Annotated in this window: 28 protein-coding genes; 13 read left to right on the plus strand and 15 right to left on the minus strand. The window is 64.1% G+C overall.

Going from position 1 to position 26883, the window contains the following annotated elements; all coding sequences use genetic code 11:
• Nucleotides 1-22: 22 nt before the first annotated feature.
• From IHE39_RS23405 to rpsU, 5 genes are all read right to left on the minus strand, one after another.
• The gene (locus IHE39_RS23405) at nt 23-418 is read right to left on the minus strand and encodes a VOC family protein (RefSeq protein WP_184769553.1); all 396 of its coding nucleotides are present in this window, start codon (nt 416-418) and stop codon (nt 23-25) included.
• Nucleotides 419-436: 18 nt separating this feature from the next.
• A complete protein-coding gene (locus tag IHE39_RS23410) occupies nt 437-913 on the minus strand; it encodes a DUF992 domain-containing protein (RefSeq protein WP_184769554.1) in 477 nt (158 codons plus the stop codon).
• Between the two features lie 75 nt (nt 914-988).
• Entirely contained in the window at nt 989-1582 is a 594-nt protein-coding gene (locus tag IHE39_RS23415; RefSeq protein ID WP_192568135.1) for an NAD(P)H-dependent oxidoreductase, read from the minus strand.
• 22 nt (nt 1583-1604) lie between these two features.
• Complete coding sequence (locus tag IHE39_RS23420) at nt 1605-2444, minus strand: tetratricopeptide repeat protein (RefSeq protein WP_434781335.1); 840 nt, start codon at nt 2442-2444, stop codon at nt 1605-1607.
• A 149-nt stretch (nt 2445-2593) separates the two neighbouring features.
• Nucleotides 2594-2860 carry a 30S ribosomal protein S21 gene (gene rpsU, locus IHE39_RS23425; protein ID WP_067958156.1) on the minus strand — a complete coding sequence of 89 codons (267 nt, stop codon included), beginning with the start codon at nt 2858-2860 and terminating at the stop codon, nt 2594-2596.
• A gap of 239 nt (nt 2861-3099) precedes the next feature.
• On the opposite strand from rpsU, the gene IHE39_RS23430 reads away from it, so the two are divergent.
• Entirely contained in the window at nt 3100-4284 is a 1185-nt protein-coding gene (locus IHE39_RS23430) for a glycoside hydrolase family 5 protein (RefSeq protein ID WP_192568136.1), read from the plus strand.
• Nucleotides 4285-4290: 6 nt separating this feature from the next.
• Here the strand turns inward: IHE39_RS23430 and IHE39_RS23435 are convergent, their stop codons facing one another.
• On the minus strand, nt 4291-4701 hold the full coding sequence (locus IHE39_RS23435; RefSeq protein ID WP_246470771.1) for a DUF2000 domain-containing protein: 411 nt from the start codon (nt 4699-4701) through the stop codon (nt 4291-4293).
• A gap of 90 nt (nt 4702-4791) precedes the next feature.
• On the opposite strand from IHE39_RS23435, the gene IHE39_RS23440 reads away from it, so the two are divergent.
• Complete coding sequence (locus IHE39_RS23440; RefSeq protein ID WP_192568137.1) at nt 4792-5619, plus strand: AraC family transcriptional regulator; 828 nt, start codon at nt 4792-4794, stop codon at nt 5617-5619.
• Nucleotides 5620-5714: 95 nt separating this feature from the next.
• On the plus strand, nt 5715-6929 hold the full coding sequence (locus IHE39_RS23445; protein ID WP_491844519.1) for an MFS transporter: 1215 nt from the start codon (nt 5715-5717) through the stop codon (nt 6927-6929).
• Nucleotides 6930-6992: 63 nt separating this feature from the next.
• On the opposite strand, the gene IHE39_RS23450 is transcribed toward IHE39_RS23445, so the two are convergent.
• The 3 genes from IHE39_RS23450 to IHE39_RS23460 all read right to left on the minus strand — a co-directional run bounded on the left by IHE39_RS23450 (nt 6993) and on the right by IHE39_RS23460 (nt 9382).
• Entirely contained in the window at nt 6993-7877 is an 885-nt protein-coding gene (locus IHE39_RS23450) for a sigma-70 family RNA polymerase sigma factor (protein WP_192568138.1), read from the minus strand.
• 12 nt (nt 7878-7889) lie between these two features.
• Nucleotides 7890-8516: a flavodoxin family protein gene (locus IHE39_RS23455; RefSeq protein WP_192568139.1), complete on the minus strand. Its 627-nt coding sequence runs from the start codon at nt 8514-8516 to the stop codon at nt 7890-7892.
• Between the two features lie 107 nt (nt 8517-8623).
• A complete protein-coding gene (locus tag IHE39_RS23460) occupies nt 8624-9382 on the minus strand; it encodes an SDR family oxidoreductase (RefSeq protein WP_184769561.1) in 759 nt (252 codons plus the stop codon).
• A gap of 213 nt (nt 9383-9595) precedes the next feature.
• On the opposite strand from IHE39_RS23460, the gene IHE39_RS23465 reads away from it, so the two are divergent.
• From IHE39_RS23465 to IHE39_RS23490, 6 genes are all read left to right on the plus strand, one after another.
• The gene (locus IHE39_RS23465; RefSeq protein ID WP_055979858.1) at nt 9596-10849 is read left to right on the plus strand and encodes a sarcosine oxidase subunit beta; all 1254 of its coding nucleotides are present in this window, start codon (nt 9596-9598) and stop codon (nt 10847-10849) included.
• A complete protein-coding gene (locus IHE39_RS23470) occupies nt 10849-11283 on the plus strand; it encodes a hypothetical protein (protein WP_192568140.1) in 435 nt (144 codons plus the stop codon). Before IHE39_RS23465 ends, IHE39_RS23470 begins: the two co-directional genes overlap by 1 nt.
• An 11-nt stretch (nt 11284-11294) precedes the next feature.
• Complete coding sequence (locus IHE39_RS23475) at nt 11295-11675, plus strand: sarcosine oxidase subunit delta (protein WP_192568141.1); 381 nt, start codon at nt 11295-11297, stop codon at nt 11673-11675.
• Entirely contained in the window at nt 11675-14668 is a 2994-nt protein-coding gene (locus tag IHE39_RS23480; RefSeq protein ID WP_192568174.1) for a sarcosine oxidase subunit alpha, read from the plus strand. Before IHE39_RS23475 ends, IHE39_RS23480 begins: the two co-directional genes overlap by 1 nt.
• Nucleotides 14661-15209 (plus strand): sarcosine oxidase subunit gamma, encoded by a 549-nt coding sequence (locus IHE39_RS23485; RefSeq protein WP_184769564.1) that lies wholly within the window; start codon nt 14661-14663, stop codon nt 15207-15209. The genes IHE39_RS23480 and IHE39_RS23485 overlap by 8 nt, the downstream gene beginning before the upstream one ends.
• Nucleotides 15210-15356: 147 nt before the next feature.
• Nucleotides 15357-15578 carry a hypothetical protein gene (locus IHE39_RS23490; RefSeq protein ID WP_184769565.1) on the plus strand — a complete coding sequence of 74 codons (222 nt, stop codon included), beginning with the start codon at nt 15357-15359 and terminating at the stop codon, nt 15576-15578.
• Nucleotides 15579-15672: 94 nt separating this feature from the next.
• Here IHE39_RS23490 and IHE39_RS23495 read toward each other — a convergent pair whose 3' ends face one another.
• From IHE39_RS23495 to IHE39_RS23520, 6 genes are all read right to left on the minus strand, one after another.
• The gene (locus IHE39_RS23495; RefSeq protein ID WP_192568142.1) at nt 15673-15921 is read right to left on the minus strand and encodes a DUF680 domain-containing protein; all 249 of its coding nucleotides are present in this window, start codon (nt 15919-15921) and stop codon (nt 15673-15675) included.
• A 123-nt stretch (nt 15922-16044) separates the two neighbouring features.
• Nucleotides 16045-16695 (minus strand): TetR/AcrR family transcriptional regulator, encoded by a 651-nt coding sequence (locus tag IHE39_RS23500; protein ID WP_184769567.1) that lies wholly within the window; start codon nt 16693-16695, stop codon nt 16045-16047.
• A 181-nt stretch (nt 16696-16876) separates the two neighbouring features.
• Nucleotides 16877-17362 carry a MaoC family dehydratase gene (locus tag IHE39_RS23505; protein ID WP_275945181.1) on the minus strand — a complete coding sequence of 162 codons (486 nt, stop codon included), beginning with the start codon at nt 17360-17362 and terminating at the stop codon, nt 16877-16879.
• A 133-nt stretch (nt 17363-17495) separates the two neighbouring features.
• Complete coding sequence (locus tag IHE39_RS23510) at nt 17496-20624, minus strand: efflux RND transporter permease subunit (RefSeq protein ID WP_192568143.1); 3129 nt, start codon at nt 20622-20624, stop codon at nt 17496-17498.
• A 14-nt stretch (nt 20625-20638) separates the two neighbouring features.
• The gene (locus IHE39_RS23515) at nt 20639-21787 is read right to left on the minus strand and encodes an efflux RND transporter periplasmic adaptor subunit (RefSeq protein WP_192568144.1); all 1149 of its coding nucleotides are present in this window, start codon (nt 21785-21787) and stop codon (nt 20639-20641) included.
• 221 nt (nt 21788-22008) lie between these two features.
• Nucleotides 22009-22836 (minus strand): MurR/RpiR family transcriptional regulator, encoded by an 828-nt coding sequence (locus IHE39_RS23520; RefSeq protein ID WP_192568175.1) that lies wholly within the window; start codon nt 22834-22836, stop codon nt 22009-22011.
• Between the two features lie 159 nt (nt 22837-22995).
• Here IHE39_RS23520 and IHE39_RS23525 point away from each other — a divergent pair, with 159 nt between their 5' ends.
• From IHE39_RS23525 to IHE39_RS23540, 4 genes are all read left to right on the plus strand, one after another.
• Nucleotides 22996-23793: an N-formylglutamate amidohydrolase gene (locus IHE39_RS23525; RefSeq protein ID WP_184769571.1), complete on the plus strand. Its 798-nt coding sequence runs from the start codon at nt 22996-22998 to the stop codon at nt 23791-23793.
• A 68-nt stretch (nt 23794-23861) separates the two neighbouring features.
• Nucleotides 23862-24332 (plus strand): TRAP transporter small permease subunit, encoded by a 471-nt coding sequence (locus IHE39_RS23530; protein WP_246485607.1) that lies wholly within the window; start codon nt 23862-23864, stop codon nt 24330-24332.
• Nucleotides 24329-25654, plus strand: coding sequence for a TRAP transporter large permease (locus tag IHE39_RS23535; RefSeq protein ID WP_184769572.1), 1326 nt, complete (start codon nt 24329-24331; stop codon nt 25652-25654). The genes IHE39_RS23530 and IHE39_RS23535 overlap by 4 nt, the downstream gene beginning before the upstream one ends.
• 87 nt (nt 25655-25741) lie before the next feature.
• Nucleotides 25742-26806 carry a TRAP transporter substrate-binding protein gene (locus IHE39_RS23540; protein ID WP_184769573.1) on the plus strand — a complete coding sequence of 355 codons (1065 nt, stop codon included), beginning with the start codon at nt 25742-25744 and terminating at the stop codon, nt 26804-26806.
• Nucleotides 26807-26883: the final 77 nt, after the last annotated feature.

The following is a 26883-nucleotide window of genomic DNA, read 5'->3' on the forward strand; positions in this document are numbered from 1 at the left end:
CGACAGGGGCAGCATGGCACAACTAGTTGCGGCAGCCGGCCTCGATGTTGTTGCCGTCGGGGTCAAGCACATAGGCGCCGTAGTAGCCCATCTCCGCCGGCCCGCGCGGGCCGGGCATGCCGTTGTCGATGCCGCCATTTTCCAGTGCCGCCTTGTGGAAGGCGTTCACCTTGGCATGGTTGTCGACGGAAAAGGCGAGGTGGAGCGGGCTCGCCGAGGTGACGTGGCCGCCGCTCCAGAAACTTGGCTGGTCGGTGCCGATCCACAGGAATGGGATCGGCTCCGACGCGCTCTTGCCGAGCAAAAACGAGGTTGGCGAATTGTCGATGGTCGAAAGCCCGATCGCACTGGCGACCGCGTCGTAGAAGCGCCGGGAGGCGGCCAGGTCGCGAACGCGAAATCCGACATGATCGAACATGGCGGCCTCCCTCGCGCCCTATTTGAGCGGGGCGGTCAGCTGCAGCGCGCCGATTGCTACGGCGGCGTTGAGGCCGGTCTGAGTCTGCAGGCTGACCGGCTGCAGGGCGATCGAACGGCTCGATCCGCCAACCAGCACGTTGGCGCCAAGGCCGACGGCGATGGTTGCTTCGGCGGTGGCGCCGAGATAGTTGCCGGCGAGGCCGCCCGGATCATAGACGTCGCGGCTCGGCGCCAGCACCAGCCACTCCAGCGCGCCGCCGGTGGTGGTGCCGAGGTCGACGCCATATTTGTTGATGCGGCCGGAGTAGATCTCCTGGGCGCGGTTGCCGAAGGCCGGCGTGAAGGTGCACTGCATGTCCTTGCTCGAGCCGATGACGAAGCCGGTGCCGCCGTTGACGATGCAGCTCAGCATGCCGAGCTTGGCGCCGAATTGCGCCTGGGCAGGTGCCGCAAACGGCACAAGGGCAAGGGCGAGGATGGCGAGCTTTTTCATAGGAGAATCCTTTCAGGCATGAAGCGATATCAACCGCATAGCCGCTGAAAGGTTCCCGTCTGGAGGCGGGCGCGGCTAGGCGATCTCACGCAATTGCCGACGAATCGCGTCGGCGAAACGCATGACGCGCTCGGGCTGAGGCTTTTCTGCGGCATAAAACGACAGCATGGCAAAGCGGGCCTTTGGCGCGCATGCCTTGAACAGACCCCACTTCAGGATGCGGCGCACGGGCCGGCGCATGACAAGCCGGTCGACCCACCACGGGCTGCCAAGCGTGGTGATCGCCACGACATGGCGGAGCTTGCCGAGCAGGGGCCTGATCGGGCCGAAGTCGCTGCCATGGTCGAAGGCGATGCCGGGCGCGAAGACGCGGTCGACCCAGCCCTTCAGCATCGCCGGCAGGCCGAACCACCAGGTCGGGAACACAAGCACCAGCACTTCGGCGTGGCGAAGGGCCACAGCGTGAGATTCAAGGGCGCTATCGTCGAAGTGCTCGCCGTAATAGGATCCGCGCTCGGTGGCGGTGAGCCGCGGGTCGAAGTCGCTTGCATAGAGATCGAGCAGCGTGACGGTGTGGCCGGCGCTGGTGAGTTCGGCGACCGCCGTCTCGGCGAAATGCCGGTTGAGGCTTGCGGGCAGCGGATGCGACAGGACGACAAGGCAATTCACGGCAATGCCTCGTCAGGAAGGATCAGACGCCACCGCGCGTGCGGGCGAGACCGTCGACCGCCGGCTTGTAGTTGGGGTCGAGCCGGACCGCCTCGGAATAAGCCTTGGCGGCCTTGGCCTTGTCGCCGCGGCGCTCGTAGATCAGCGCCTGGTTGGCCCAGCTCTCGGCGATCTTGCCGTCGAGCTTGATCGCCATGTTGAAGTCGGCGAAGGCGTTGTCGTCGTCGCCGGTGGCGAGGTAGGACAGGCCGCGGCCGTTATAGGGCTCGGCGGCATCAGGCGACAGCGAGATCGCCTTGGAGAAATCCTCGAGGGCAAAGGCGTGCTGGCCCTGCTGCTGATAGATCAGGCCGCGATTGTGGTAGGCGCGCGGATCGGTTGTGTCGAGCTCGATCGCCTTCTGGAAATCGTTGAAGGCATCCTGGGTGCGGCCTGCCTTGCGGTAGAGATTGCCGCGCCCGATGTAAGCCGCGTCGTAAGACGCGTTGAGCTGGATCGCCTTGTTGTAGTCGGCCAGCGCCGAGGCCTGGTTGCCCATGAAGCGGTAGATCAGCGCCCGGTTCGAATAGGCCTGGTAGAAGTTCGGGTTGAGCTGCAGCGCCCGGTCGAAATCCTGCAGGGCCTCGCGGTACTTGCCGCCGCGGCCATAGGCCGAGCCGCGCACGTTGTAGGCTTCTGGGTCGTTGGGATTGCTCGAGATGACGGCGCTCAGCGACGAGATGTTTTCGCTCGAGCCCTGCATCGTGTCGATGCGCGTCAACTCGCCGGCCGGGCCGGACGACTGGCAACCGGCGACGGTCATGGCGACCAGCACGAGGGCTGTCATGGCGCCGCTGCGCAGCAGGGAATTGCGGTTGCTCATGACTGCATTCATCGCTGCGTGTCCCTCGCTTGCGCCTCTACGGCTTGAGCGCCGCGTCCGATGGAAACCGGACAAAACAAAAAGGTGGCGGCGATTTTTGGTCGCCCCACCTTATCGTTATCCTTCGAAAAGGACCAAAGATTGGCAGATCAACGTGCCGGACGTGCGCCAGCACCTGCACCAGCGGCAGCTGCCGGGCGCGGCGTGCTGGGCAGCAGGCCTTCGCGCTGGGCGCGCTTGCGAGCCAGCTTGCGGGCGCGGCGAACGGCTTCAGCCTTTTCACGAGCACGCTTTTCCGAAGGCTTCTCGTAGTGACCGCGCATCTTCATTTCACGGAAGATGCCTTCGCGCTGCATTTTCTTTTTCAGCGCGCGAAGCGCCTGGTCAACATTGTTATCGCGGACGAGTACCTGCACGTGTGATCCTGTCTTTCGGGTTCGAAATCCTAAGGCTAGCGGCAATAGCCACGATGCCTCCGCGATGGGTTCCACCGCGAATTGTGGGCGGCTGATAGCAGAATCAGGTCTGCTTGTCCACCACAAAGGCCGCATTTCCTGCGCTCTGTGCGAAAGCCGAAGGCGAGCCATGCCCACTTCCGCCGCAATCCAAGCTGACCAAGCCTCTCCCACTTTCGAATCCCATATGCAAGGTTTTCATGCGTTCACTGATTTTCGCCCTGGCGCTCGCAGCAGCCATTCCGCAGGCTCATGCCGCCGATCTCATCGGTTTCTGGGACAAGCCGCAGCACGGTGGCAACAGCTTCAACCGCCTGCCGCCCGACCAGGCCTATTTCGATGCGCTGCGCGGCTATGGCGCCAGCTGGGTGCGGCTGTCCTATGACAAGTGGAAGCCACAGAAACGCGATTTCCTGATCGGCACCGCCGACAAATATGAAGGCCTCGTCGCTTCCGACGTGAAGACGCTGAAGACCGTGCTCGACCGTGCCGACAAGGCTGGTCTCAAGGTGGTCATCGCGCCGCTGTCGCTGCCGGGGATGCGCTGGGCGCAGAATAATGGCGACAAATTCGACGGCCGGCTGTGGCAGGACAAGGCCTACTGGGCCGAGACGGCCGCGTTCTGGCGTGATCTCGCTGCCGAGCTCAAGGACCATCCGGCGGTTGCCGCCTACAATATCGTCAACGAGCCGGCGCCGGAAAAGAACAACGGCCTTGCCGAGCATGCCGACACAGCCGCGATGCAGGCCTGGTATGCCAGGCAGAAGGGCAGCGCCCGCGACCTGCCCGCCTTCTACGAGACGGTGATCAAGGCGATCCGCGAAGTCGATCCGGCGACCCCTGTCATGGCCGATGCCGGCTGGTATGCGGCGGCCGATGCCTTTTCCTATTGGCCCGGCCCGCTGTCGGACGACCGCGTGCTCTATTCCTTCCACATGTACGAGCCCTATGCCGCGACCAGCAGCCCGAACATGAAGCGCGATAAGCCCTACCAGTATCCTGGCATTGTGCCTTATGGCGACACCGAGGAGAATTGGGATGCCGCGCGGGTCAAGGCGTATCTCGCCCAGCCGGTGCAATGGGCCGACAGCCACGGCATCGCCCGCAACCGCGTCGTCGCCGGCGAATTCGGCTGCATGCGACGGCTGCCGTTCTGCACGCAATATCTCGAGGACGTGCTCGCCCCGCTCGACGCCGACAAGCTGCACTGGGCCTTCTACAGCTTCCGCGAGGACGCCTGGGACGGCATGGACTACGAGCTCGGCGCGGGCAAGGTGAACTGGAAATACTGGGACGCGATGGAAAAGAACGAGCCCGATCCGGTCAAGCGCAAGGCGACACCAGAGTTCGAGCCGATCTCCAGGCGCCTGTCGGCATCGAAGTAGCGCTCGTCAGGCCAGGAACTTCAGCCCGTTGACGATCTTGTCGATGAGCTTGCGTTCGCCATGCAGGCCGAGCCCGACGATGTCGAGTTCGGCGGCCGGCGTCGCCGCTACCGAGGCGCGGTTGTCGGCGTCGTTGCTGGTGGCAAACAGCGGCCGCGTGTAGATCGAAAACGCCAGCCCGCGCGAGCGCGCCCGCTCATAGGTGCGCCTTATCGTCGTGCTATCGGCGCCATAGACGAACACCGGCTCGCGGATCATTGCGAGATAAAAGTTGTCGTCATTGTCGCGATAGGGTTCGCCGGCCATCTCGGGATAGCCATGCATCAGCCCGCCGGTCAGGAAGGCCGAAATGTTGACCTTCTGCCAAGCGGCGAGATCGTCGATGAGGATGAGGGCGGTCTTTGTCGGGTACATCATGGCGTAAGCCTAGCTCCCGGTCCCGACGGGGTCTTGAACGTTTGTGCAAGGGCCCCGACATTGCAGCCTTAGGCACCACGGACTTGCTTGATGACCCCCGCCTTGATGCTCAAAGACTTCATCGCCACCGACGAACCGGCCCAGGGTCTGCAGCGCCTTGTTGCGCGCTTCGGCGGCCATGCCTATGACCAGCACCGGCACGAAACCTATGCCGTCGGCCACACGCTGTCGGGCGCGCAGGCCTTCCATTATCGTGGCAGCGACAGGGTCAGCGTCCAGCACGAATGCATGGTGCTGCATCCCGACGAGGTCCATGACGGCCATGCCGGCGTGCCGGAAGGTTTTTCCTATCGCATGCTCTATGTCGAGCCGTGGCTCGTCTGCCGTGGGCTCGGCCGCGACAGGCTCTTGCCTTTCGTACCTGGCGTGGTCGAGCGCGACGCCGAGCTTGCCGCCCTCATTGACGGCGCCTTCGCCGACTTCCCCAATCCGATGGAGCCGTTGCAGGCAGACGCCTTCGTCGCCGATGTCGCCGCGCACCTCGCTCGCCGCAGCGACGATGCGAAGCCGCAGCGCGCGACTGCACTGCCTGTCGAAAAGGTTGCCGCGGCGCGTTCGTTCCTCGCCGAGGAATTCGACCGGCAGGTGACCTCTGATGATCTCGAACGCATCACCGGCCTCGATCGGTTCGAGCTTTCCCGCGCCTTCCGCCAGCTTCTCGGCACCTCGCCACACCGCTATCTCGTCGGGCGCAGGCTGGCCGCCGCCCGTGCCCGTATGGCTGCCGGCGAGGGGCTGGCGGAAGCGGCCGATGCCTCTGGTTTCGCCGACCAGAGCCATATGACGCGTCATTTCCGTGCCCGCTACGGCATCACGCCGGGGCGCTTCGCAGAATTGGCGGGTGTTGGCAGGGCCTGACGACTGGACCGTACAGTACCGCAGCGTGCACCATGAAAGCTACGCCACACGGGTCTATGTCAGCCTGTCCCTTGAAATGCGCCCGGAGTTACGCCGTGACCGATACCGCCATGCCTGCCCGTTCGTCTTCCGCCGATGGCACGGTGATGGCTATTCTTCTCGCGGTCAGCTTCAGCCATTTCCTCAACGACGTCATGCAGTCGCTGATCTCGTCGCTCTACCCAATGCTGAAGAACGACTACAAGCTCGACTTCTGGCAGGTCGGCCTTCTGACCACGACCTTCCAGGTGACTGCGTCGCTGCTGCAGCCGGTCATCGGCATGTACACCGACAAGAAGCCGCTGCCGTTTTCGCTGCCTGTCGGCATGTGTTTGACGCTGATCGGCCTTCTGACGCTGGCCTTTGCGCATAGCTACGAAATGCTGCTCGTCGGCTCGGCCTTCGTCGGCCTGGGATCGGCGATCTTCCATCCCGAATCCTCGCGCGTCGCGCGCCTCGCTTCCGGCGGCCGCTTCGGCCTTGCCCAGTCGCTGTTCCAGGTCGGCGGCAATTTCGGCTCGGCACTCGGCCCGTTGCTCGCCGCCTTCATCGTCGTGCCATTGGGGCAGGGCGGCATCGCCTGGTTCTCGATCGCCGCCATGGTCGGCATCGTCGTGCTGATCCGCGTCAGCGTCTGGTACAGCCGCCACATCGTCAGCGCCGCCAAGCGCGCCGCACCGACTTTGTTCAACCCGCTGCCGCGCAACAAGGTCATCTCGGCGCTGGTCGTGCTCGCCATCCTGGTCTGCTCCAAGCAGGCCTACACGGCCAGCCTGTCGAGCTACTACACCTTCTATGTCATCGAGCGCTTCGGCGTGTCGGTGCAGGAATCGCAATATCTGCTGTTCCTGTTTCTCGGCGCGGCAGCGCTCGGCACCTTCCTCGGCGGTCCGATCGGCGACCGCTTCGGCGCCAAGACGGTGATCTGGTTCTCGATCCTCGGCGTGCTGCCGTTCACCATCATGCTGCCTTATGCCGACCTGTTCTGGACCAAGGTGCTGACGGTGCTCATCGGCCTGATCCTGGCGTCCGCCTTCTCGGCCATCGTCGTCTTTGCCCAGGAACTGGTGCCGGGCCGCGTCGGCCTCATCGCCGGCATCTTCTTCGGCTTCGCCTTCGGCATTGGTGGCATTGCCGCCGCCGTGCTCGGCGTGGTCGCCGACGCACGCGGCATCGAATACGTCTTCAAGCTGTGCTCGTTCCTGCCGATGCTCGGCCTGTTGACGGTCTTCCTGCCCAACATGAAGGCGGCGCGCCTCGGCGCGGCCTGAGGCAGGTCGCGTCAGGAGCATGATCCAGAGCCGGCGACCCGCTTAGCGGGAACCGGCCTTGGCTTATGTTCCTGCGGCTGTTGCCCTGAGATCCACGACGTTGCGCAGCTTGTCGGGATTGCGCGTCACATAGATCGCGACGACCTTTCCTTGTTCGACGTTCAGGGCCGTCGTCTGGACCGTCGTTGCCTCTTCTATGGTGATGAAACCCGGCAAGCCGTCGATCATCGCATAGCGGATCAGTTGCGAGGGGCGCACGGCAAACAGACGCGCCAGGCCGGCATGCCGCGCCATGACGGCGTCGATCCCGACCAGGGGCTGGGACGGTGCGGGAACCTGGCCGCCGCCGTCGGCGTAGGTTACGACATCCTCGGCGAGCATCGTGCGCAGCGCCGCCAGATCGCCGGTCCTCGATGCGCTGAAGAATGCAGCGGCGAAGCGCAGGCCTTCTTCCTTCGGCACGGCGAAGCGTTGCCGGGCATCGTGGATATGTGTGCGCGCCCGACTGGCGAGCTTGCGGCAGGTGGCGGCCTCGCGCCCGATCGCTTCGGCCACCGCCTCGAACTTCAACCCGAACACGTCGTGCAACAGAAATGCCGCGCGCTCCAACGGCGACAGGCGTTCCAGCGCGATCATCAGCGGCAGCGTGATGTCATCTGCAGCGTCCTCGTCTTCGGGGTCGAAGATCGGATCCGGCAGCCAGGGGCCGATATAGGTCTCGCGCAGGCGCCGGGTCGACTTGAGTTCGTTGAGGCACAGGCGCGTGACGATCGTGCGCAGATAGGCGGCCGGCTCGTCGACCATGCTGCGGTCGGCGGCGAGCCAGCGCAGCCAGGCGTCATGAACGACATCCTCGGCATCGGCGATTGATCCCAACATCCGATAGGCGAGCCGGACAAGGCCCGGACGCAGATCGGAAAAGACTGTGGTCGACGAAATCTCGCTCATCTGCGCACCAGACTAGGCTGACGCTGCAACGACGTCACGTCCACGCGCAAACTGCAGTGCTGCATTGGCAACCCGCTTTCCCAGATGACGCGCGGTGGCGAGATCGGATTCTGGCGGTGCCGTTTCAGGGCCCTCGTCGGTGTTGGACTGTGCTGCGGCTCCCAGCCAGAAACCCAGCCTGTTCAGGTCGGCTTCCGATCCTGTCGAAGAGCTGTTTGACGGCGGCAGGTCGAGATTGATCCAGTGCATCCCGTGCTGGGCCGCAAACAGCGCGAACTGGATCAATGTAGACAGCTTGTCTCCAGAGCGCGCGCCCGAATTGGTAAAGCCTGCCGCGAGCTTGTCCTTCCACAGATAGCCCTTGGCCATCACTGTTCGCGATGTCGCTTCCGAGAAGGTTTTGAATGGCGCGGAAGCAGCGCCCATGTAAGTCGGGGCGCCAAAGATGATTGCTTGCGCGGTGTTGAGGTCGTCCCAATGCCGGTCAACCTTTTCGACCGGCAGCAGAAGTGCCTCGACCCCGGCGACGTCCAGGATCCCGGCTCTGACGGCCTCCGCCTGACGCTGTGTGTGGCCGTAGCCGCTGTGAAAGACGATCGCGACGCGCGTCGAGCCGCTGGCGGCGGAGCAGTTATCCATGACCATGTCCTCTGTGATGCTGTTACAGAAGTCATGACAAGGCAGCATCGCCAAATGTGACATGCCCGCCGAGAGCCGCGCCTCCCGGCGCGGCCTTCGGGCGGTACTCAGAGCCGGTTGATCGACACCCCGCCATCGGCAAGCAGGGCGGTGCCGGTGGTAAAACTCGAAGCTTCCGAGGCGAGATAGAGCGCCGAGTGCGCGATCTCCTCGGGCTGGGCGATACGCTTCAGCGCGTGCAGCCCCTCAACGAAGGCGCGTTCGTCGGCGGTCTTGAACGTCGCCATCGGCGTGTCGGTGCCGCCCGGCAGCAGCGCGTTGACGCGAATGCCCTGTGGCCCGTACTCGGCGGCGAGCACTTGTGTCAGGCCGATCAGCCCGGCCTTGCCGGAGGCATAAGCGGCCATTCCCGGCATGCCGACGGTGTGGCCGACAAAGGTCGAGGTGAAGATCAGCGAACCAGCCCCGCGCTTCAGCATTGCCGGGATCTGGTACTTGGCGCCGAGAAAGGCGCTGGTCAGGTTGGTCTCCAGTGCATCGGTCCAGTTTTCCAGCGAAATCCCGGTGATCGGCCCCATCTCGCCGACGAGGCCGACATTGTTGAAAGCGATGTCGAGGCCGCCAAATTCGTCGACCGCCAGCTTGACCAGCGCCCGGGCGAAAGCTTCGTCCTTGACGTCGCCGGCAAGCGTCCGCACCTCGCCGCCCGCGGCGGCAATCTCGCTTGCGGCGAGATCCAGTTCCACTGGCCGGCGTGCGGCGAGCACGACGCTTGCGCCTTGCTGGGCGAACAGCCTGGCCGTCGCCTTGCCAATGCCCGAGCTCGCTCCGGTGACGATCGCGACCTTTCCGTTCAAATCAAACATCGTTCATGCTCCTGTATGAGTGCGGCTGGCTGTTGCCGGCCGCGTTCGCACAGGTCGCAATTCGCGCGGCCTCCAGCCACCCGATACACGCGACGCAAACGGGCGGCGCAAAACGGCAGGCGCCGTCGCAAACAGTGCAAGGCTGGTCGTGAGATTTCGCTAGTGCTACACCTCGCGCTCTTAAGCTTCCGGCATCTGCGAGGCCCTGAAAAAATGCGGAAATATTCGGTTTTTGCCATAGCCCGTGAGGCGATGCGCGGCCACAAGGGCTGGGAGGAACAATGGTCCTCGCCCGAGCCGAAAAGCGAATACGACGTCATCATCGTCGGCGCTGGCGGCCACGGCCTCGCCACCGCCTATTATCTCGCCAAGGAGCACGGCATCACCAATGTCGCTGTGCTGGAAAAGGGCTGGCTCGGTGGCGGCAACACCGGCCGCAACACCACCATCATCCGCTCCAACTATCTTTACGACGAATCGGCCGGCATCTACGACCACGCCCTGAAGCTGTGGGACGGTCTCAGCCAGGACCTCAATTACAACGTCATGTATTCAGCGCGCGGCGTCATGATGCTGGCGCACAACGTTCACGACGTGCAGGTGCTGAAGCGCCATGTCCATGCCAATCGTCTCAACGGCATCGACAATGAATGGCTGACGCCCGAGCAGGCCAGGGAGTTCTGCCCGCCGCTCAACATCTCGGCCTCGGCGCGCTACCCGGTCGTCGGCGCTTCGCTGCAGCGTCGCGGCGGCACCGCCCGTCACGACGCGGTCGCCTGGGGTTATGCCCGTGGCGCCTCCGATCGCGGTGTTCACATCATCCAGAATTGCGAAGTCACCGGCGTGCGCCGCACGCCTGATGGCCGCGTCTCGGGCGTCGAGACCTCGAAGGGCTTCATCGGCGCCAAGAAGGTCGGCGTCGTTGCCGCCGGCCACACCTCCGTCATCATGAACATGGCCGGCGTGCGCATGCCGCTTGAAAGCTATCCGCTGCAGGCGCTGGTGTCGGAGCCGGTCAAGCCGGTATTCCCCTGCGTGGTGATGTCCAACACCGTGCACGCCTACATCTCGCAGTCCGACAAGGGCGAGTTGGTCATCGGTGCTGGCACCGACCAGTACATCTCCTATTCGCAGACCGGCGGGCTGCACATCATCAACCACACTCTCGACGCTATCTGCGAGATGTTCCCGATGTTCACGCGCATGAAGATGCTGCGTTCGTGGGGCGGCATCGTCGACGTCACGCCGGATCGTTCGCCGATCCTGGCCAAGACGCCGGTACCGGGGCTCTACGTCAATTGCGGCTGGGGCACGGGCGGCTTCAAGGCGACGCCCGGTTCGGGCAATGTCTTTGCCCACACCATCGCGCGTGATGAACCGCACCCGATCAATGCGCCCTTCACCATCGAGCGCTTCCGCACCGGCCGCCTCATCGACGAAGCGGCAGCGGCGGCCGTCGCCCACTGATGTCCATGCTCGCCGCCACCATAGCGGCAGTGGCCGCGCCGTTCGTGCTCGCCGACGAGAAGGGCATGTTCCATTTGCCCGACGCCAGCGAGGTCCGGCTGCAGACGATCAGCCGCAGCGACAATGAGGCCGAGTGGCCGTTCTCGGTCGCATCGGGCCTGCTTGCCTGCGTCTGGAGTGGCGGGCGCCGGGTCGTTTCCTTCATCGAGCAGCCCGATGACCCCGACGACGAGCACGACGCCCCGCCCGGGCGCCACGTCATCGTCTCGGCCAATCCGTTCGAGCTGACCTTCCTCAACATCTCAAGCCGCGACCTCTTCCTGCCGGCCGACACAGTGGAGACGCTGGTCAAGCGCGTCGCCCCGTTCGAGGCATTGGGGCGAAGGCTCTGCGACCAGCCGCAAGGCTCCAACATCGGCCCCGGCGAACTCTAGGGATCATCCAGATGCTTCTCATTCACTGCCCCTATTGCGAGGAAGAGCGCCCCGAGCTCGAGTTCCGCAACGCCGGCGAGGCGCATATCGCGCGCTCGAACAACATCGCGGCTGAAAGCGACGAGGACTTCGAGAAGTTCTTCTTCATCCGCTCGAATCCGAAGGGCGTCATCTTCGAGCGCTGGCGCCACATCCATGGCTGCGCACGTTTCTTCAACGCCGCACGCGACACCATCACCGACCGCTTCCTTGTGACCTACAAGGCTGGTGAGCCGAAGCCCGACCTGACCAAGCTCGCAGCCGATGGCGGCCCCGCCGCCTGGGCCAACCGCCCGCCGGACCAGCTCAACGAAAAGCCCAAGGCAAAACGCGCGACCAAGGGAGAGGCATGATGGCCGGTACGTACCGCATTTCCGGCCAGGGCCGCCTGACGCCTGCCAAGACCGCGCGCTTCACCTTCGACGGCAAGCCGATGACTGGCCTTGCCGGCGACACCGTTGCCTCGGCGCTGCTCGCCAATGGCGTGCATCTCGTCGGGCGCTCGTTCAAGTATCACCGCCCGCGCGGCATCCTGTCGGCAGGCGCAGAGGAGCCCAACGCGCTGGTGACAGTCGAGCGCGATGCCGCCCGCAAGACGCCCAACGTGCGCGCCACCGTGCAGGAGCTCTATGACGGGCTGACTGTTAATTCGCAGAACCGCTGGCCGTCGCTTTCCTTCGACGTCGGTGCCGTCAACGATCTGGCGTCGCCGATGTTTTCGGCCGGCTTCTATTACAAGACCTTCATGTGGCCGAAGGCTGCGTGGCACAAGTTCTACGAGCCTAACATCCGCGCGGCCGCCGGCCTTGGCGTTGCGCCCGACCAGCCCGATCCCGACCATTATTCGGCCCGCTACGCCCATTGCGAAGTGCTGGTGCTCGGCGGCGGTGCTGCTGGTATCGCAGCCGCCCTGGCCGCAGCGGAGACTGGCGTGCGCGTCATCATCTGCGACGAACAGGCCGATTTCGGCGGCGCGCTGCGCTATGAAAAGGGTGCCGTCATCGACGGCCAGGACGGCTGGAGCTGGGCCCAGGCAACGGTGGCGAAGCTCGCCGCCATGGACAATGTCACCGTGCTGTCGCGCACCACCGCCTTCGGCTACTACGCGCAGAACTTCGTCGGTCTCGTCGAGCGGGTCACCGACCATCTCGCGCGCCCCGGCCGCGACGAGCCGCGCGAACGGCTGTGGCAGGTCCGCGCCAGGCGCGTCGTCATCGCCACCGGCGCCATCGAACGCCACATGGTGTTTGCCAACAACGACCGCCCCGGCGTCATGCTGGCCTCGGCCGCGCGTACCTTCCTCAATCATTATGGCGTCGTCGTCGGCAAGCAGGTCGGCGTCTACACCGCCAATGACAGCGCCTATGCCACTGCGATCGATCTCAAGAAGGCCGGCGTCGGCGTCGCTGCCATCGTCGACCTGCGCGACAACCCGACCGGCCCGCTGGTCGACGAGGCTCGCGCGCTCGGCATCGAGGTCAATCATGGCCGCGCCGTCACCAGCGCCAATGGCAGCCAGCGCATCAAGTCGATGACCGTGCAGGCCAAGGCCGGCGGCGCCGAGCGCACCATCGCCGTCGACGCGCTGTTGATGTCGGCGGGCTGGACGCCGTCGGTGCACATGTTCTCGCAGTCGCGCGGCAAGGTCGCCTTCGACGATGCCACCAAGCGTTTCCTGCCCGGCACCTACGCCCAGGATTGCGTCTCGGTCGGCGCCTGCAATGGTTCCGACTCGCTGGAGGACACCGTCATCCAGGCGCTCGCCGCGGGTGCGGAAGCCGCCAGCTCCGCCGGCGCCAAGGCGTCCAAGGGCACGGCGCTCAAGGTCGAGGCCTCGGAAGGTTGGACAGGCGGCATGCTGGGCTCCGGTCCAGGTGCCGGTGCCGGCACCACGGTCAAGGCCTTCGTTGACTTCCAGAACGACGTAACCGCCAAGGACATCCGCCAGGCGGTGCATGAAGGCATGCGCTCGATCGAGCACGTCAAGCGCTTCACCACCAACGGCATGGCCACCGACCAGGGCAAGACCTCCAACATGCACGGTCTCGCCATCGCTGCCGAAGCGCTGGGCAAGGACATCCCGCAGGTCGGTCTCACCACCTTCCGCGCGCCCTACACGCCGGTGACCTTCGGCGCCATCGTCAACCATGCCCGCCACGGCCTGTTCGACCCGACGCGCAAGACCGCGACCCACAGTTGGGCCGAAAGCCATGGCGCGGTGTTCGAAGATGTCGGCCAGTGGAAGCGCGCCTGGTATTTCCCGCGCTCGGGCGAGGACATGCATGCCGCCGTCGACCGCGAATGTGTCACGGTGCGCAAGTCGGCAGGCCTGTTCGACGCCTCGACGCTGGGCAAGATCGAGGTCGTCGGGCCTGATGCCGCCAAGTTCATGGAACTGCTCTACACCAACCCGTGGGAGAAGCTCGAGGTCGGCCGCTGCCGCTATGGCATCATGCTGCGCGAGGACGGCTTCATCTATGACGATGGCGTCGTCGGCCGCCTGGCCGCCGACCGCTTCCACGTCACCACCACGACAGGCGGCGCGGCGCGGGTCATGAACCATATGGAGGACTACCTCCAGACCGAGTTCCCCAATCTCGATGTCTGGCTGACCTCTGTTTCCGAGCAATGGGCAGTGATTGCCGTCCAGGGTCCCAGGTCGCGTGACATCATCGCGCCGCTGGTCGAAGGCATCGACATGTCGGACGAGGCGATGCCGCACATGTCGGTGCGCGAGGGCAAGATTTGTGGCGTGCCGACAAGGCTGTTCCGCATGTCGTTCACCGGCGATCGCGGCTTCGAGGTCAATGTGCCGGCCGACTATGGCCGCGCCGTGTGGGAAGCTTTGTGGGCCGAGGGCCAGAAGCATGGTGCTTGCGCCTACGGCACCGAGGCGATGCATGTGCTGCGCGCCGAGAAGGGCTACATCATCGTCGGCCAGGATACCGACGGTACCGTCACGCCCAATGACGCCGGCCTCGACTGGGCGGTGGGCAAGAAAAAGACCGACTTCGTCGGCATTCGCGGCCTGACGCGGCCCGACCTCGTCGCCAAGGGCCGCAAGCAACTCGTCGGCCTCAGGACCAAGGATCCGCGCACGGTGCTCGAAGAGGGCGCCCAGATCGTCGAGAACCCCAAGCAGGCAATCCCGATGAAGATGATCGGCCATGTCACGTCGAGCTATTGGTCGGCCAATTGCGACCGCTCGATCGCCATGGGCCTTGTGCTTAACGGCCGCGACCGCATCGGCGAGACGCTCTACGTGCCGATGCCCGACGGCGTCATCGAGGTGGAGGTCACCGGAACCGTGTTCTTCGACGAGAAGGGAGACCGCCTCAATGGCTAAGCTCGCAACCGCCATCCGCAACCCCGCTCTGTCAGGCCACAGCGTTGGCGGCCACGGCGTTCTGCTCAAGGTACTGGCGCCGGCGAGCCGCATGTCGTTGCGGGCGCGGCCGGCCGCCATTGCCGCTCTGTCGAAGGCGCTCGGCGTCAGCTTGCCCGACAAGGCCAAGACCTCGGCCGCGAAGGGCGGCCGGACCGTGCTCTGGCTCGGCCCCGACGAATGGCTTGTCATCGATGAGGCCGGCGGCGACCCCGTTGCCGATTGCGCTGCGGTCAAGGGCTTGCACTCGGCGGTCGACGTCTCGCACCGCAACGTCGCCATCGCGGTCACTGGCCCCAATGCCGCTGCCACCATCAATGCCGGCTGCCCGCAGGACCTGTCGCTTCAGGCGTTTCCGGTAGGCGCTGCCTCGCGCACCGTGCTCGGCAAGGTCGAAATGGTTCTGTTGCGCACCGGCGAGGATGCTTTCCGCGTAGAATGCTGGCGCTCGTTCTCCGACTACGTCTACGGCTTCCTGTCGGAGGCCGCGCGCGACGGCTAGAGCATGATCCCGAAAAGTGGGCGCCGGTTTTCGGGTAAGATCATGCTCCATCAAGACGGCTAGTCCAGCGCAGGGAGGACCCTGCGCCAAGGGAACTTCGGGGCAGGGAAGGCGTTTGTTCTCGACATTGAAGATGAGGACAACGCGATGCCATCCACGCCAGTGCAAAGCCCCGGCAAGATCCGGCCGAAGCGCGAAAAGCGCGCGCGTCGCAGCGACGAAAGACCCAAGGACCAGGACGTCCTGCAGGAAGAACTCGACGAGGGGCTGGAAGACAGTTTCCCGGCCAGCGACCCGGTGTCGGTGACCTCGACGACGATTTCCGGTTCGCCAACCGGCGCTGCCAAGGGCGGGGCCGGCAAGCACTAGCCGTCGTCTGCTTGCCAATCCGGACATGCCGACAAGCGCCCAGCAACGAAAAAGCCGCCCATATGGGCGGCTTTTCTCATTCCTGAACCTGCGTTCAGTTGAAGCTCGGCACGATCCAGGGATTGACGTCGATGCCGACGCGCGGCTTCTCCGCGCTGATCGAGTTGGTGGTTGCCGGGCCGCGGTCGTTGCTGACCGAGCCCGTCGAACCGCAGTCCAGCTTCTTGCCGGATGCGGTTTGGCTGCACACAGTGGGCTCGTGCGTCGTCTTGTGGGTGTCGTTTGCCATTGCAAAGCCGCTCGTCGCGGCGAGAGCCGCGAGCGCCAGAATAGTCCGTCGCATTGTCATCTCCGTAAATTTTTGCCGTACGTGTACGGTACAACTTACAGATACGGCCGCACCTTGCGTTTTGCAAGGGGTAAGCCGTACGCGTACGAAATTAATTTGGATGCACTGACTGCACTGCTACCCAGGACACATGCCGGGTTCGTCGGTGAGCGGCGGTGTCTCGCTTGCGGCAAGGCCTGCCATGGCGAGGTCGCCCATCCGCATCACATAGGCCTTCGGATCGCCGAAAGGGTAAAAAGGAAAGGTAATCAGCAGCGAAACCGAACCATGCGCCACAGTCCACAGCGCGGTTGCAATGGCGCGGGCGTCGCCCTTCAACACGCCCGCGGCAATACAGGCCTGGACCCGTTCGATGATGATCTGGAAAGCCGGGTTCTCGCGCTCCATCTGCTCGAACGTCTCTTCGGGCGGGTGCTTCTGCTTTTCGGTCATGAACACGGTGCGGTATTCATTGGGATTGCCGAGCCCGAATTCGGCATATTCGGTCAGTGCCGCGCGCATCGCCGTGATAGGGTCTTCGGGCTGGTTTTGCCGCATCCGCTGCGCCAGGTCGGCAAAGGCATCCTCGGCCAGCGCCATCAGGATTTCCTGCTTGTCGGCAAAATAGGAATAGACCGACATCGGCGCATAGCCGACCCTTGTCGCCAACTTGCGGATGGTCAGGCCGTCATACCCTTCTTCGCGCACAAGCGCGTGGGCCGCCGCAACCAGCTCGGCCCTCAGTTCGGCCTTCTGGAGTTCGCGTCGTTGTGCTGCACTGCTGGACAAGAACCCGCCCTACTACTTGCCTTGATCAGATTGGCCGAGTCTATACGCCGGTCAATGATGCGGCAAGGCGATCAACGACGTAGCTCATCGGGACTAACGCAATTCCAGGAAAAGTGTGCAGCGGTTTTCCGTCCGCAATTGCGCGGTAACAAGAGGGTCGGCAGGGACCAAGGCGGAGGGGTCAGGCGGTTTCGCGCTTGGGCTCGACGAACGTCATGGTCAGCCAGCGCGCGGTGAGCGCCGGCTTCTTCTGGTCCTCGATCTCGATCGTCACGTCGTGGGTAGCCTGGATCCAGCCGGACGGGCGGATCTTCAGGCCGGAGAGCACGAAGCGGGTGCGGATGCGCGAGCCGGTTTTCACAGGGGCAACGAACTTCAGTTCCTCGAAGCCCTGGTTGATGCCCATGCTGCCGCCTTCGACCGAAGGCAGCGTGTCGAAGGTCATGGCCGACAACAGCGACAAGGTCAGGAAGCCATGCGCGATGGTGCCGCCGAAAGGCGTCTCTGCCGCGGCGCGGTCGGGGTCGCAATGGATGAACTGGTGGTCGTCAGTCGCATCGGCGAACTGGTCGATCATCAGCTGGGTGACGGTACGCCATGGTGAGACGCCAACCTCCTTGCCGAGGTTGGCCTGAAGTTCGTCGAGGGTGATCGATTTCAGGCTCATTGCATCCTGTCCTGCATAAGAAAAAGTCATGCGGCGCTGTAACTGCGAGGACTGATACAGAATCAGACACGTCATGTCATCGCTTGCGGCGGCAAATCAGTCGCAGATTGGCCAGTATCAGTTGATGATGTTGCTATTCCGCCGGTTCGACGCCGGTATAGGCGGCTTCCTCGAGCTCGCGCTTGAGGCGGCTCTCCTCGGCAACCTTGGGCGTGATGAAACGGCCGAGCAGCAGATAGGCCACCGGTGTCAGGAACAGCGTCGAGACCGTTGCCAGGCCAAGGCCGCCGACGATCACCCAGCCGAGCGCGATGCGCGCCTCCGCGCCGGCACCTTGCGCCAGCACCAGAGGCAGGCCGCCGAGCACGGTACAGATCATCGTCATCATCACCGGGCGCAGGCGGATGGTTGCCGCTTCTTCGATCGCCTGGCGCACGCCCATGCCGCGGTCGCGCAGCTGGTTGGCGAATTCGACCACCAGGATGCCGTTCTTGGCCATCACGCCGACAAGCAGCACCAGCCCGATCTGGCTGTAGGCATTGAGCGAGGTGCCGGTCAGGATCAGCGCGAAGACGGCGCAGGCAAGGCCGAGCGGCACGGTTGCCATGATGATGACTGCCGAAACGAAGCTTTCGAACTGTGCCGCCAGCACCAGAAGGATGATGACGATGGCGAAGCCGAAGATCGTCAGCATGCTGCCGCTGGTCTCGTTCAGCGTCGCTGCCTCGGCAAGCGGCATCAGGCGGCTGCCCGCCGGCATGACGGGCGCTGCGATCTGCTCCACTTGCTTCAGCGCATCGCCAAGGGCGAAGTCGTCGGCAAGGCCGGCGGTGATCGCCACCGAGCGCTGCTGCTGTTCGCGCGACAACGACGGCGCCACGGCGCGTTCGGAAAGCGTGGCGATTGTCGACACCGGTACGAAGCGGCCGTCGGTCGTCCTGATGAAGATGTTTTCGAGGTCGGTCGAATCATTGATCGGGTTGGTGGTCGAGACCAGCTTCACGTCGTAGCTGCGGTCCTCGATGAACACGCTGGTGATCTTGCGCCCGTCCAACATCGCCTGCAGTGCCGGCGACAGCCCCGTGATGTCGATGCCGAGGTCGGAGGCACGCTCGCGGTCGACGGTGACGAATAGCTGCGGCTGGTTGGCGTCGGTCGAAAGCCGCGGCTGGCGGAAGCGCGGATCCTTCTCCATCTCGGCCAGCACCTTGGCGGCGGCTGCCCCCAGGTCGGCGTAGCTGTTGCCGATCAGCGCGACCTGCAGGCCGTTGCCGGCACCGCGGATGCCGAGGCTGTTGGGCTGCCCGACGGTGGTGCGCACGCCCGGCACCTGGCTGGTGCGGGACAGGATGTCGGCGGCGATCTCCTGCTGGGTACGGCTGCGCTCGCTCCACGGCGCCAGCGACAGCACCATGAAGCCACTGTTTTTGTTGTTGCCCATGCCGGCGCTGACGAAGGTGCTTTCGATCTCGCCCGACTTGCGCAGCGGCTCGATCAGGCCCTCGATGCGGCGCAGCTGCGAAGCGGTGTAGTCGAGGCTGACGCCTTGCGGAGCGGAGACGCGCAGCATCACCAGCGAGCGGTCCTCGGTCGGTGTCAGCTCCTGGCGCACGCTGCCGAAGGCGAGATAAGCGGCACCGGCAAACAGCAGCGACACCAGGATGACGATAGCAGGCGCATTGAGGCAGGCATGCAGGCAACGCTTGTAGAGTGCCGCGAGCTTGGTGCCGAGCTTGCCAAGCACACCGCCATGGCTGTGCTCGATGCTCTTTTCGGTCAGCATGCGCGAAGCCAGCATCGGGCACAGCGACAGCGCCACGATCGACGACAAAAGCACCGAAATCGCCAGCACGAAACCGAACTCGCGGAACAAGCCGCCGGTCTGGCCGGGCAGGAACGAGATCGGGATGAACACCGCGGCAAGCGTTGCGGTCGTCGCCACCACGGCGAAGAACACCTCCTGGGTGCCGAGCACGGCAGCCGCACGCGGGCCCATGCCCTCGTTGCGGCGGCGCACGATGTTTTCGAGCACGACGATGGCGTCGTCGACGACGAGGCCCGTTGCCAGCACCAGCGCCAGAAGCGTCAGGATGTTGACCGAGAAGCCGGCGAGATAGATGCCGGCGATGGTGCCGATCATCGCCACCGGCATGGCAAAGCCGGGGATCAGCGTCGCGCGCCAGTCCTGCAGGAAGGCGTAGATGACGATCAAGACGATGGTCACCGACAGGATCAGCGCGATCTCGACCTCGTGGATGGCGCCCTGGACGAAGGTAGCGTCATCCGAGGTGACGCGAATGGTCATGCCGGCGGGCAAGGTGGTCTGGATCTTTTCGGCGGCAGCTCGCACGCCCTTGGAGATGTCGAGCGTGCTCGACTGGGCCTGGCGCACGATGCCGATGCCGATGCCGGTCTTACCGTCGGAGCGCAGCGAGGTCGAGCCGGGGTCGCCGCCGAGGGTGACGGTGGCGACATCGCCGAGCTTGGTCCGGCCGTTGATGATGATGCTTTCGAAGGCCTCGGGCGTGGTCACCGCGGCACTGGCGCGCACGATCAGGTCCTGGTTGCCGACGGTCAGCGAGCCGGCCGGCGCGTCGAAGGAGACGCTCGCCAGCGCATTCGAGACGTCGGCTAGTGTCAACCCCAGGCTCGCTACCTTGGCCTGGTCGATGTCGACGCGGAACACCTTGGCTCGGTCGCCATAGGTCTGCACGTCGGCGACGCCGTCGACGGCGGCCAGCGTGTCGACGATCTGGTCCTCGACAAGGATGGTCATGTCCTCGACCGGCATGGTGTCGGAAGTGACGGCCAGGCGCATCACCGCGTCGGCATTGGCATCGGCCTTGACGATGCGCGGTGCATCGGCATCGTCGGGCAGCGAGTTGGTCACCCGGCCAACGGCGTCGCGCATGTCGGATGCCGCGACATTGAGATCGACGCCGTCGTTGAATTCGACCGTCACCCGGCTGTTGCCGTAGGACGAGCTCGACGAGATCGACTTGACGCCGGTGACGCGCGCCACCGCACCTTCGACCACCGCCGTCACCTCGCGGTCGACGATCTCGGCCGCGGCATCGGAGTAGCTCGTCGACACCGTGATGACAGGCCTGTCGACGTCGGGCAACTCGCGCACCTCGACGCCGTAGAAGGCGGCGAGGCCGGCAACGACGATCAGCGTGTTGATGACGAAGGCCAGCACCGGCCGGCGCACGAAAAGTGCGGTGATGCCTTTTTTGGCGTTGTCGTTTTGCATGGTGCTCATGTCAGCGCTCCCGCTCAGGAGCCGCTGCCGGCGGGCTCGCGGCCGGCAATCAGCAGTTCAGCCCCTTCGCGCACCGTGTGGATGCCTTCGGTCACCACCTTGTCGCCTGTTGTCAGTGCCGCCTGCACCAGCACGCTGTCGGTGTTGCGCTGGATGATGCGCACTGGCACGCGCTTGGCCTTGCCATTATCGAGCGCCCAGACGAATGCACCATTGCCGCCCCACTGGATCGCCAGCGGATCGACCGAGGGATAGGTGTCGCCGGGAAACTGCATCGCGACCTGGAACGACATGCCGGCGCGCAGCGCATCGTCGTCGTTGTCGAGGCGGGCCTGGATGCGCAGCGTGCGGCTCTGCTCGTCGAGCCGGTTGTCGACCGCACTGACTTCGCCTTCGAACACCCGGCCGGGGCGGGCGACCGAGCTTGCGGTCAGCGGCGCGCCGACTGAAATCAGCCCGGTGAAACGCTCCGGCACCCAGATGTCGACGATGATCCGCGAACGGTCGTCGATGGTGGCGATGGTGGTCTGGCTGGTGACATAGTTGCCGGCTTCGACGGGCAGGATGCCGACGATGCCGGCGATCGGTGCGGTGATTGTGCGGCGGTCGAGCGCCAGCGCTGCGTCACGCACGCCAAGACGGGCATTGTCGAGGGCAAGCTCGGCTTCCCTGAGCTGCACGGCACTTGCCGTGTTGGTGACGCGCAGCGCCTTGATGCGTTCCAGTGCCGCCTCGGCGTCGCCCTGGGCGATGCGGGCGCGTTCGAGCGCGATCTCTTCGGAATCCGCATCGAGCTTGGCGATGACGGTGCCAGCCTCAATCTTCTCGCCGGCGCTGACGGAGATTTCGGTAAGCCGCCCTGAGGCATAGGGGTTGATGACGACCGAGTTCAGCGCCCGGCCGGTGCCGATCGCCGAGAGCCGGTCGTTGATCGTGCCCGTGGCCACTGTCTGGGTGACGACCGGCGTCTGTGGCTGACCGCCCCGATTGCCGCCCTGGCGGTTGCCGCCGCGCGCCGTCTGTGGCTGTTCGGTCTTGGCCTGGGCCCAGTCGATGCCCCAACTGGCCAGAACCGTGCGCGAGCTCGGCACCAGCAGCACCCATCCGGCGGCTGCCGCAAGTACAATGACAATTGCCAAGACAATCTGCTTCCAGGCGGCCATGCGTACTCCGGTCTGCTGCGTTTTCGTTCCGCTCGGGAACACGTGGCTTCTCATTGCTGGCAAAGCACTGCGCCGTCGCCGCATCTTGCCAAGGGATCGTTCGTCGGCAACCGGACGCGGACGGGCGCGCCAGTATAGCCTAGTTCGTCAGCGGAGGATTAGGGCAAATCTTGGCGCGTAGCACATTAAATCTGCGTAATAATTGCCGGATTGGCTCTGGTTCAACGCAGATCCTCGATCGCGCGAATGCGCTTTGCGCCCTCGCTTTCGAGCTGGCGCGTCAGCGCGCCGATCACCGCTTCGGCGGCGACGAACAGCGACGCCGACGAGTCCCAGGCCGAAGGCACCGCCGTGCGCCCCGCAACGACGTGGCGGGCGAAGCGCGCGATCGGCGACAGCCACTGGTCGGTGAACAGGACGATCGTCGCGCCCCTGTTGTGGGCCTTTTCGGCAAAGCGGATCAGGCTGTCCTGGTAGCGGCGGATGTCGAAGATCAGCAGCGTGTCGCGCTTGCCCATGTCGATCAGCCTGTCGCGCCACAGGCTTTCCTGGCCGACGAGATGGGTGACGTTGGGCCGGATCAGGTTGAGATGCGCTGCCATATAGCGTGCCAGCGGATCGGTGAAGCGGCCGCCGACGAGATAGACATGCGCCTTCGGGCTGGCGAGCTGGGCCACGATGTCGGCGAGCTGCCGCTCGGAAATATGCCTGAATGTCTCGCGGATGTTTTCGAGCACCGCCTCCAGGATAGGGGCCGTCGAAGCGGGCAGGGGCGATTGCGTGGTGTTGGTGCGCGAGGCCGGCGACTGCAGCTGTGCCGCCAGCTCGTCCTGCAATGCTGACTGGAATTCGGGATAGTTCTGGAAGCCGAGCCTGGAGACGAAACGCAGGATGGTCGGCGAGGAAACGCCCGCCTGCTGGGAGAATTCGGCGACTGTTTTCAGGCCGATCAGCGGGTAGGATGCGATCAGCGTCTGCGCTGCCCGGCGCTCGCCGGCAGGCATGGTGTCGATCTTTTCGGTGATAAGTTCGGCAACGCTCGAAACCATCTGCATCCCTGCCTTATCTGTTGCCGCCCTGGCCCAGCGCTCCGTCTGGTTCAGGCCTGAAATGACATTTGACAAACTCTTCCAAAGTGTATGAAATCATCCATAGGGGCGCAATGAACAAAAATACGTAACATACGATACGGCCCCGGGGATGACTGAATGGGATCGGGCCTAGCCGCTGCGCGTGCAATGTCGAATGCCGTCCGGGTGACAAACCGGGCCGGGCGCAGCCCCTTTGTCATCCTGTGCGACCACGCGTCCAACCATCTGCCTGCTGGCTTTGGCACGCTCGGTCTCGATGCGTCAGAGATGCTGCGCCACATCGCCTGGGATCCCGGCGCCTTGCCTGTCGCCCAGCGCCTGGCCGAGGGTCTCGATGCGACGCTTGTCGAATCCTGCGTGTCGCGGCTTGCCATCGACTGCAACCGCCCGCTCGGCGCCCACGATCTGATCCCGGAGATCAGCGAAACCACCGCCATACCTGGAAACACGGCACTTTCGCCCACTCAGCGCGAGGCGCGAATTGCGCTATCTTGGCGCCCGTTCCACGATGCGATCGACGAGGTCGTTGCGGAACGGCTCCGCGACGAGCGGGAGACGAGACTGGTGTCTGTCCATTCCTTCACTCCTGTCTACAAGGGCGTTTCGCGCCCCTGGCACATTGGCATCATCCATGACGAGGACGCTCGGCTTGCCGCGCCGCTGATCGCAGCACTGCAAGGGCTCGACGGCATAACAGTCGGCGTCAATGAGCCATACGCGCCGGCCGACCGCGTCTACTTCACCCTGGAACACCACGGCCGGTCGCGCGGCCTGCCGTGCGCGATGATCGAAATCCGCAACGACGAAATTTCGGCTCCGGCCGGGCAGCGGAAATGGGCGGATCTGCTCACGGGCATCTTTGCAGAGCTCGAACCGGAAGCGGGTGAAGCCGCTCCCTACCAGGCAAGCGCCTGACAACTGGCCGAACGGAGAACGAGTCATTGCCGAATGCCGCAATTCTATTCGTCCGGTACGTCGATGCGATGAACCATCGCATCGGCCGTGGCGCCATGTATCTGCTCTATGTGATGGGCGCGATCCTGCTCGGCTCGACGATTTCGCGGCTGCTGCTTGGTGTACCCTTCAACTGGGCGCTTGAGATGTCGCAGTTCATCCTTTCCGCCTACTATCTTCTGGGCGGCGCCTATACGATGCAGCTCGGCGGACACGTACGCATGGACCTGTTCTACAGCAGGCTCGCCGCTCGCAAGCGGGCTGTCACCGACGCGATCACCGTTCTTTTCGTCATATTCTATCTTGTGGTGCTCCTCGGCGGTGGCGTCTCCAGTACGAACTACGCCATCGTCTACGGCCAGCAGAACTACTCTGCCTGGGCCCCCGTGCTGTGGCCGATCAAAGTGATCATGACATTCGGGGTCTTCATGCTGCTGCTGCAGTGCATCTCCAGTTTCTTCAAGGACGTCGCGGCAGCGCGCGGAAGGCCGATCGCATGAGTTCGGAGTTCATTACCCTCTTCATGTTCGGAACCATGATGGTGCTGCTGTTTACCGGGCAGCGCGTGTTCGGCGTCATTGGTTTTGTTGGCTCGGCCGCGGCGCTTTGGCTGTGGGGCCAGGGCTCGTTCGAAATGCCGTTCAATGCCGCCTTTCAGGTGCTCAACTGGTATCCTCTGATCACCGTGCCGTTTTTCATCTTCATGGGCTACATGCTCTCGGAATCGGGCATGGCGAGCAATCTTTACCGGCTCTTCCACGTCTGGTTCGGGCCGGTGCGAGGCGGGCTGGCGCTCGGCACGATCGGTCTCATGGTGTTGATTGCGGCGCTGAACGGCCTGTCGGTCGCCGGCATGGCAATCGGCGCGACCATCGCGCTGCCGCAACTGCTTCGCCATGGCTACGACAAAGTCATGGTGACAGGCGTCGTGCAGGCCGGCTCCTCGCTCGGGATCCTGATACCGCCCAGCGTCGTGCTGGTGCTGTTTGCCATGATCGCGCGCCAGCCGGTTCTCGACCTCTGGTTGGCGGGCGTCGGCCCCGGCCTGCTGATGGCCGTCATCTTTGCCGCCTATGTCGCCATCCGCTGCTACTTCCAGCCGGAGATTGGTCCTGCGCTGCCGGCGGAAGAGCGGGCAGAGATCACCTGGTCGGAAAAGTTCGGGCTGCTGCGTGCCGGCCTGCTGCCAATCGCCATCTTCGCCATCATGATGGGGCTGTTCCTGACCGGCACCACCAGCTTGGTTGAAAGCTCGGCGGTTGGTGCGGCGCTTGCCATGGTGGCAGCCTGGCTGTCAGGGAACCTCGACCGCAAGGTCTTCGAGGAATCGACGCGCAACACGCTGTCGATCAGCTGCATGTTCCTGTGGATCATCCTCGGCGCGCTTTGCTTCAGCTCGGTCTATGACGGGCTTGGCGCAGTGAAGGCCGTCAAAACAGTGCTGGTCGATACCTGGGATTTCGAGCCCTGGACAATTCTGGTGTTGATGCTCCTGTCCTTTGTCGTGATGGGCATGTTCCTCGACGACACCGCCATGCTGGTGATCGTCGCTCCGCTCTATATCCCGCTCGTCATCAGTCTGGGTTTCAATCCGATCTGGTTCGGCATCCTTTACACGATCACCTGCCAGATCGCCTACATCACCCCGCCGTTTGGCTACAATCTGTTCCTGATGCGGGCCATGGCGCCACCGGAGATCACGCTGGGCGACATCTACCGATCCATCGTGCCCTTTGTCGCGCTGATGGTATTGTCGCTGGTACTCATCATGGTCTTTCCGCAGATTGCACTCTGGCTGCCGTCGCAGGTCACGGGCCGGTGAGGCCGGCATGACGGAAAGGGGAGGAGACGGCACCGAAAGAACTGGCATCCCGAAATGTGAACGAAGCAAGCAATGGGAGTAAGTGAGATGGACGACAGGAAGACCCTTAACAAGCGTGAGTTTCTTCGGAAATCCGTGCTGGCGAGTGCGGGCGCTGTTGGCGCCACCGCGCTGGCCACGCCCTATGTGAAGGCGCAGAGCCCGATCAAGTGGCGTATGCAGACCTACGCCGGGCCGGCATTGGCCGAGCACGTGGTCAAGAACTCGATCGACTGGTTCAACAAGGCCGCCAATGGCGAGATGGAGATCGAGCTCTACACGGCTGACCAGCTTGTTCCGCACGGCGAACTTTTCCGCGCTGTCCAGTCTGGCACGATCGACTTTGCCCAGAGCGACGACGACTCGGCCGCTGCGCCCGTTGACGTCCGGGTATTCGGCGCCTACTTCCCGCTCGCCTCGCGCTACTCTCTCGACGTTCCGGCGCTCTGGCATTGGCACGGACTCAAGGAAGTCTGGGAGGAGGCTTATGCCGAGATTCCGGATGTCACCTGGCTCAGCACGGGTTCATGGGACCCCTGCAACTTCGGCACCACCAAGCCGATCAAGTCGCTGGCCGACCTCAAGGGCCTCAGGGTCTACACCTTTCCGACCGGCGGACAGTTCCTGTCCAAGTTCGGCGTCGTGCCGGTGTCGCTACCCTACGAGGACGTCCAGCCGGCGATCCAGACCGGCGAGCTGGACGGCGTATGCTGGTGCGGCATTACCGAAATGCACACGGTGGGCTGGGCCGACGTCTTGAAGTACTTCTTGACCAACCCGCTGTCAGGCGCCTGGGCCGGCTCCTACTTCGTCAACACCGAGAAGTGGAAGGCCGTCCCCGAACACCTGCAGCAGCTTCTGCGCATGGCGATCGACAGTTCGCACTACTACCGGCTGCATTGGTACTGGGCCGGCGAGGCAAACTACCGCAACACCGGAAAGCTCGAACTGACCACCATCCCCGACGCCGAATGGAAGCAGGTCGAGGACGAGGCGAAGAAGTTCTGGGATGAGGTCGCTGGCCAGAGCCCGCGGAGCGCCAAGGTCGTTGAGATCATCAAGAAGTACAACGATTCGATGATCAAGGCCGGCCCGCCCTATCGTTACGGCTGAGCAGCCATCTCGGAAAACAGGTCCGTCCGCGTGTGCGGGCGGACCGCCCATACGCAAGTTTCAAACGCCCAGGAGCA

The organism is Aminobacter carboxidus (assembly GCF_014863355.1).
Lineage (GTDB): Bacteria > Pseudomonadota > Alphaproteobacteria > Rhizobiales > Rhizobiaceae > Aminobacter > Aminobacter carboxidus.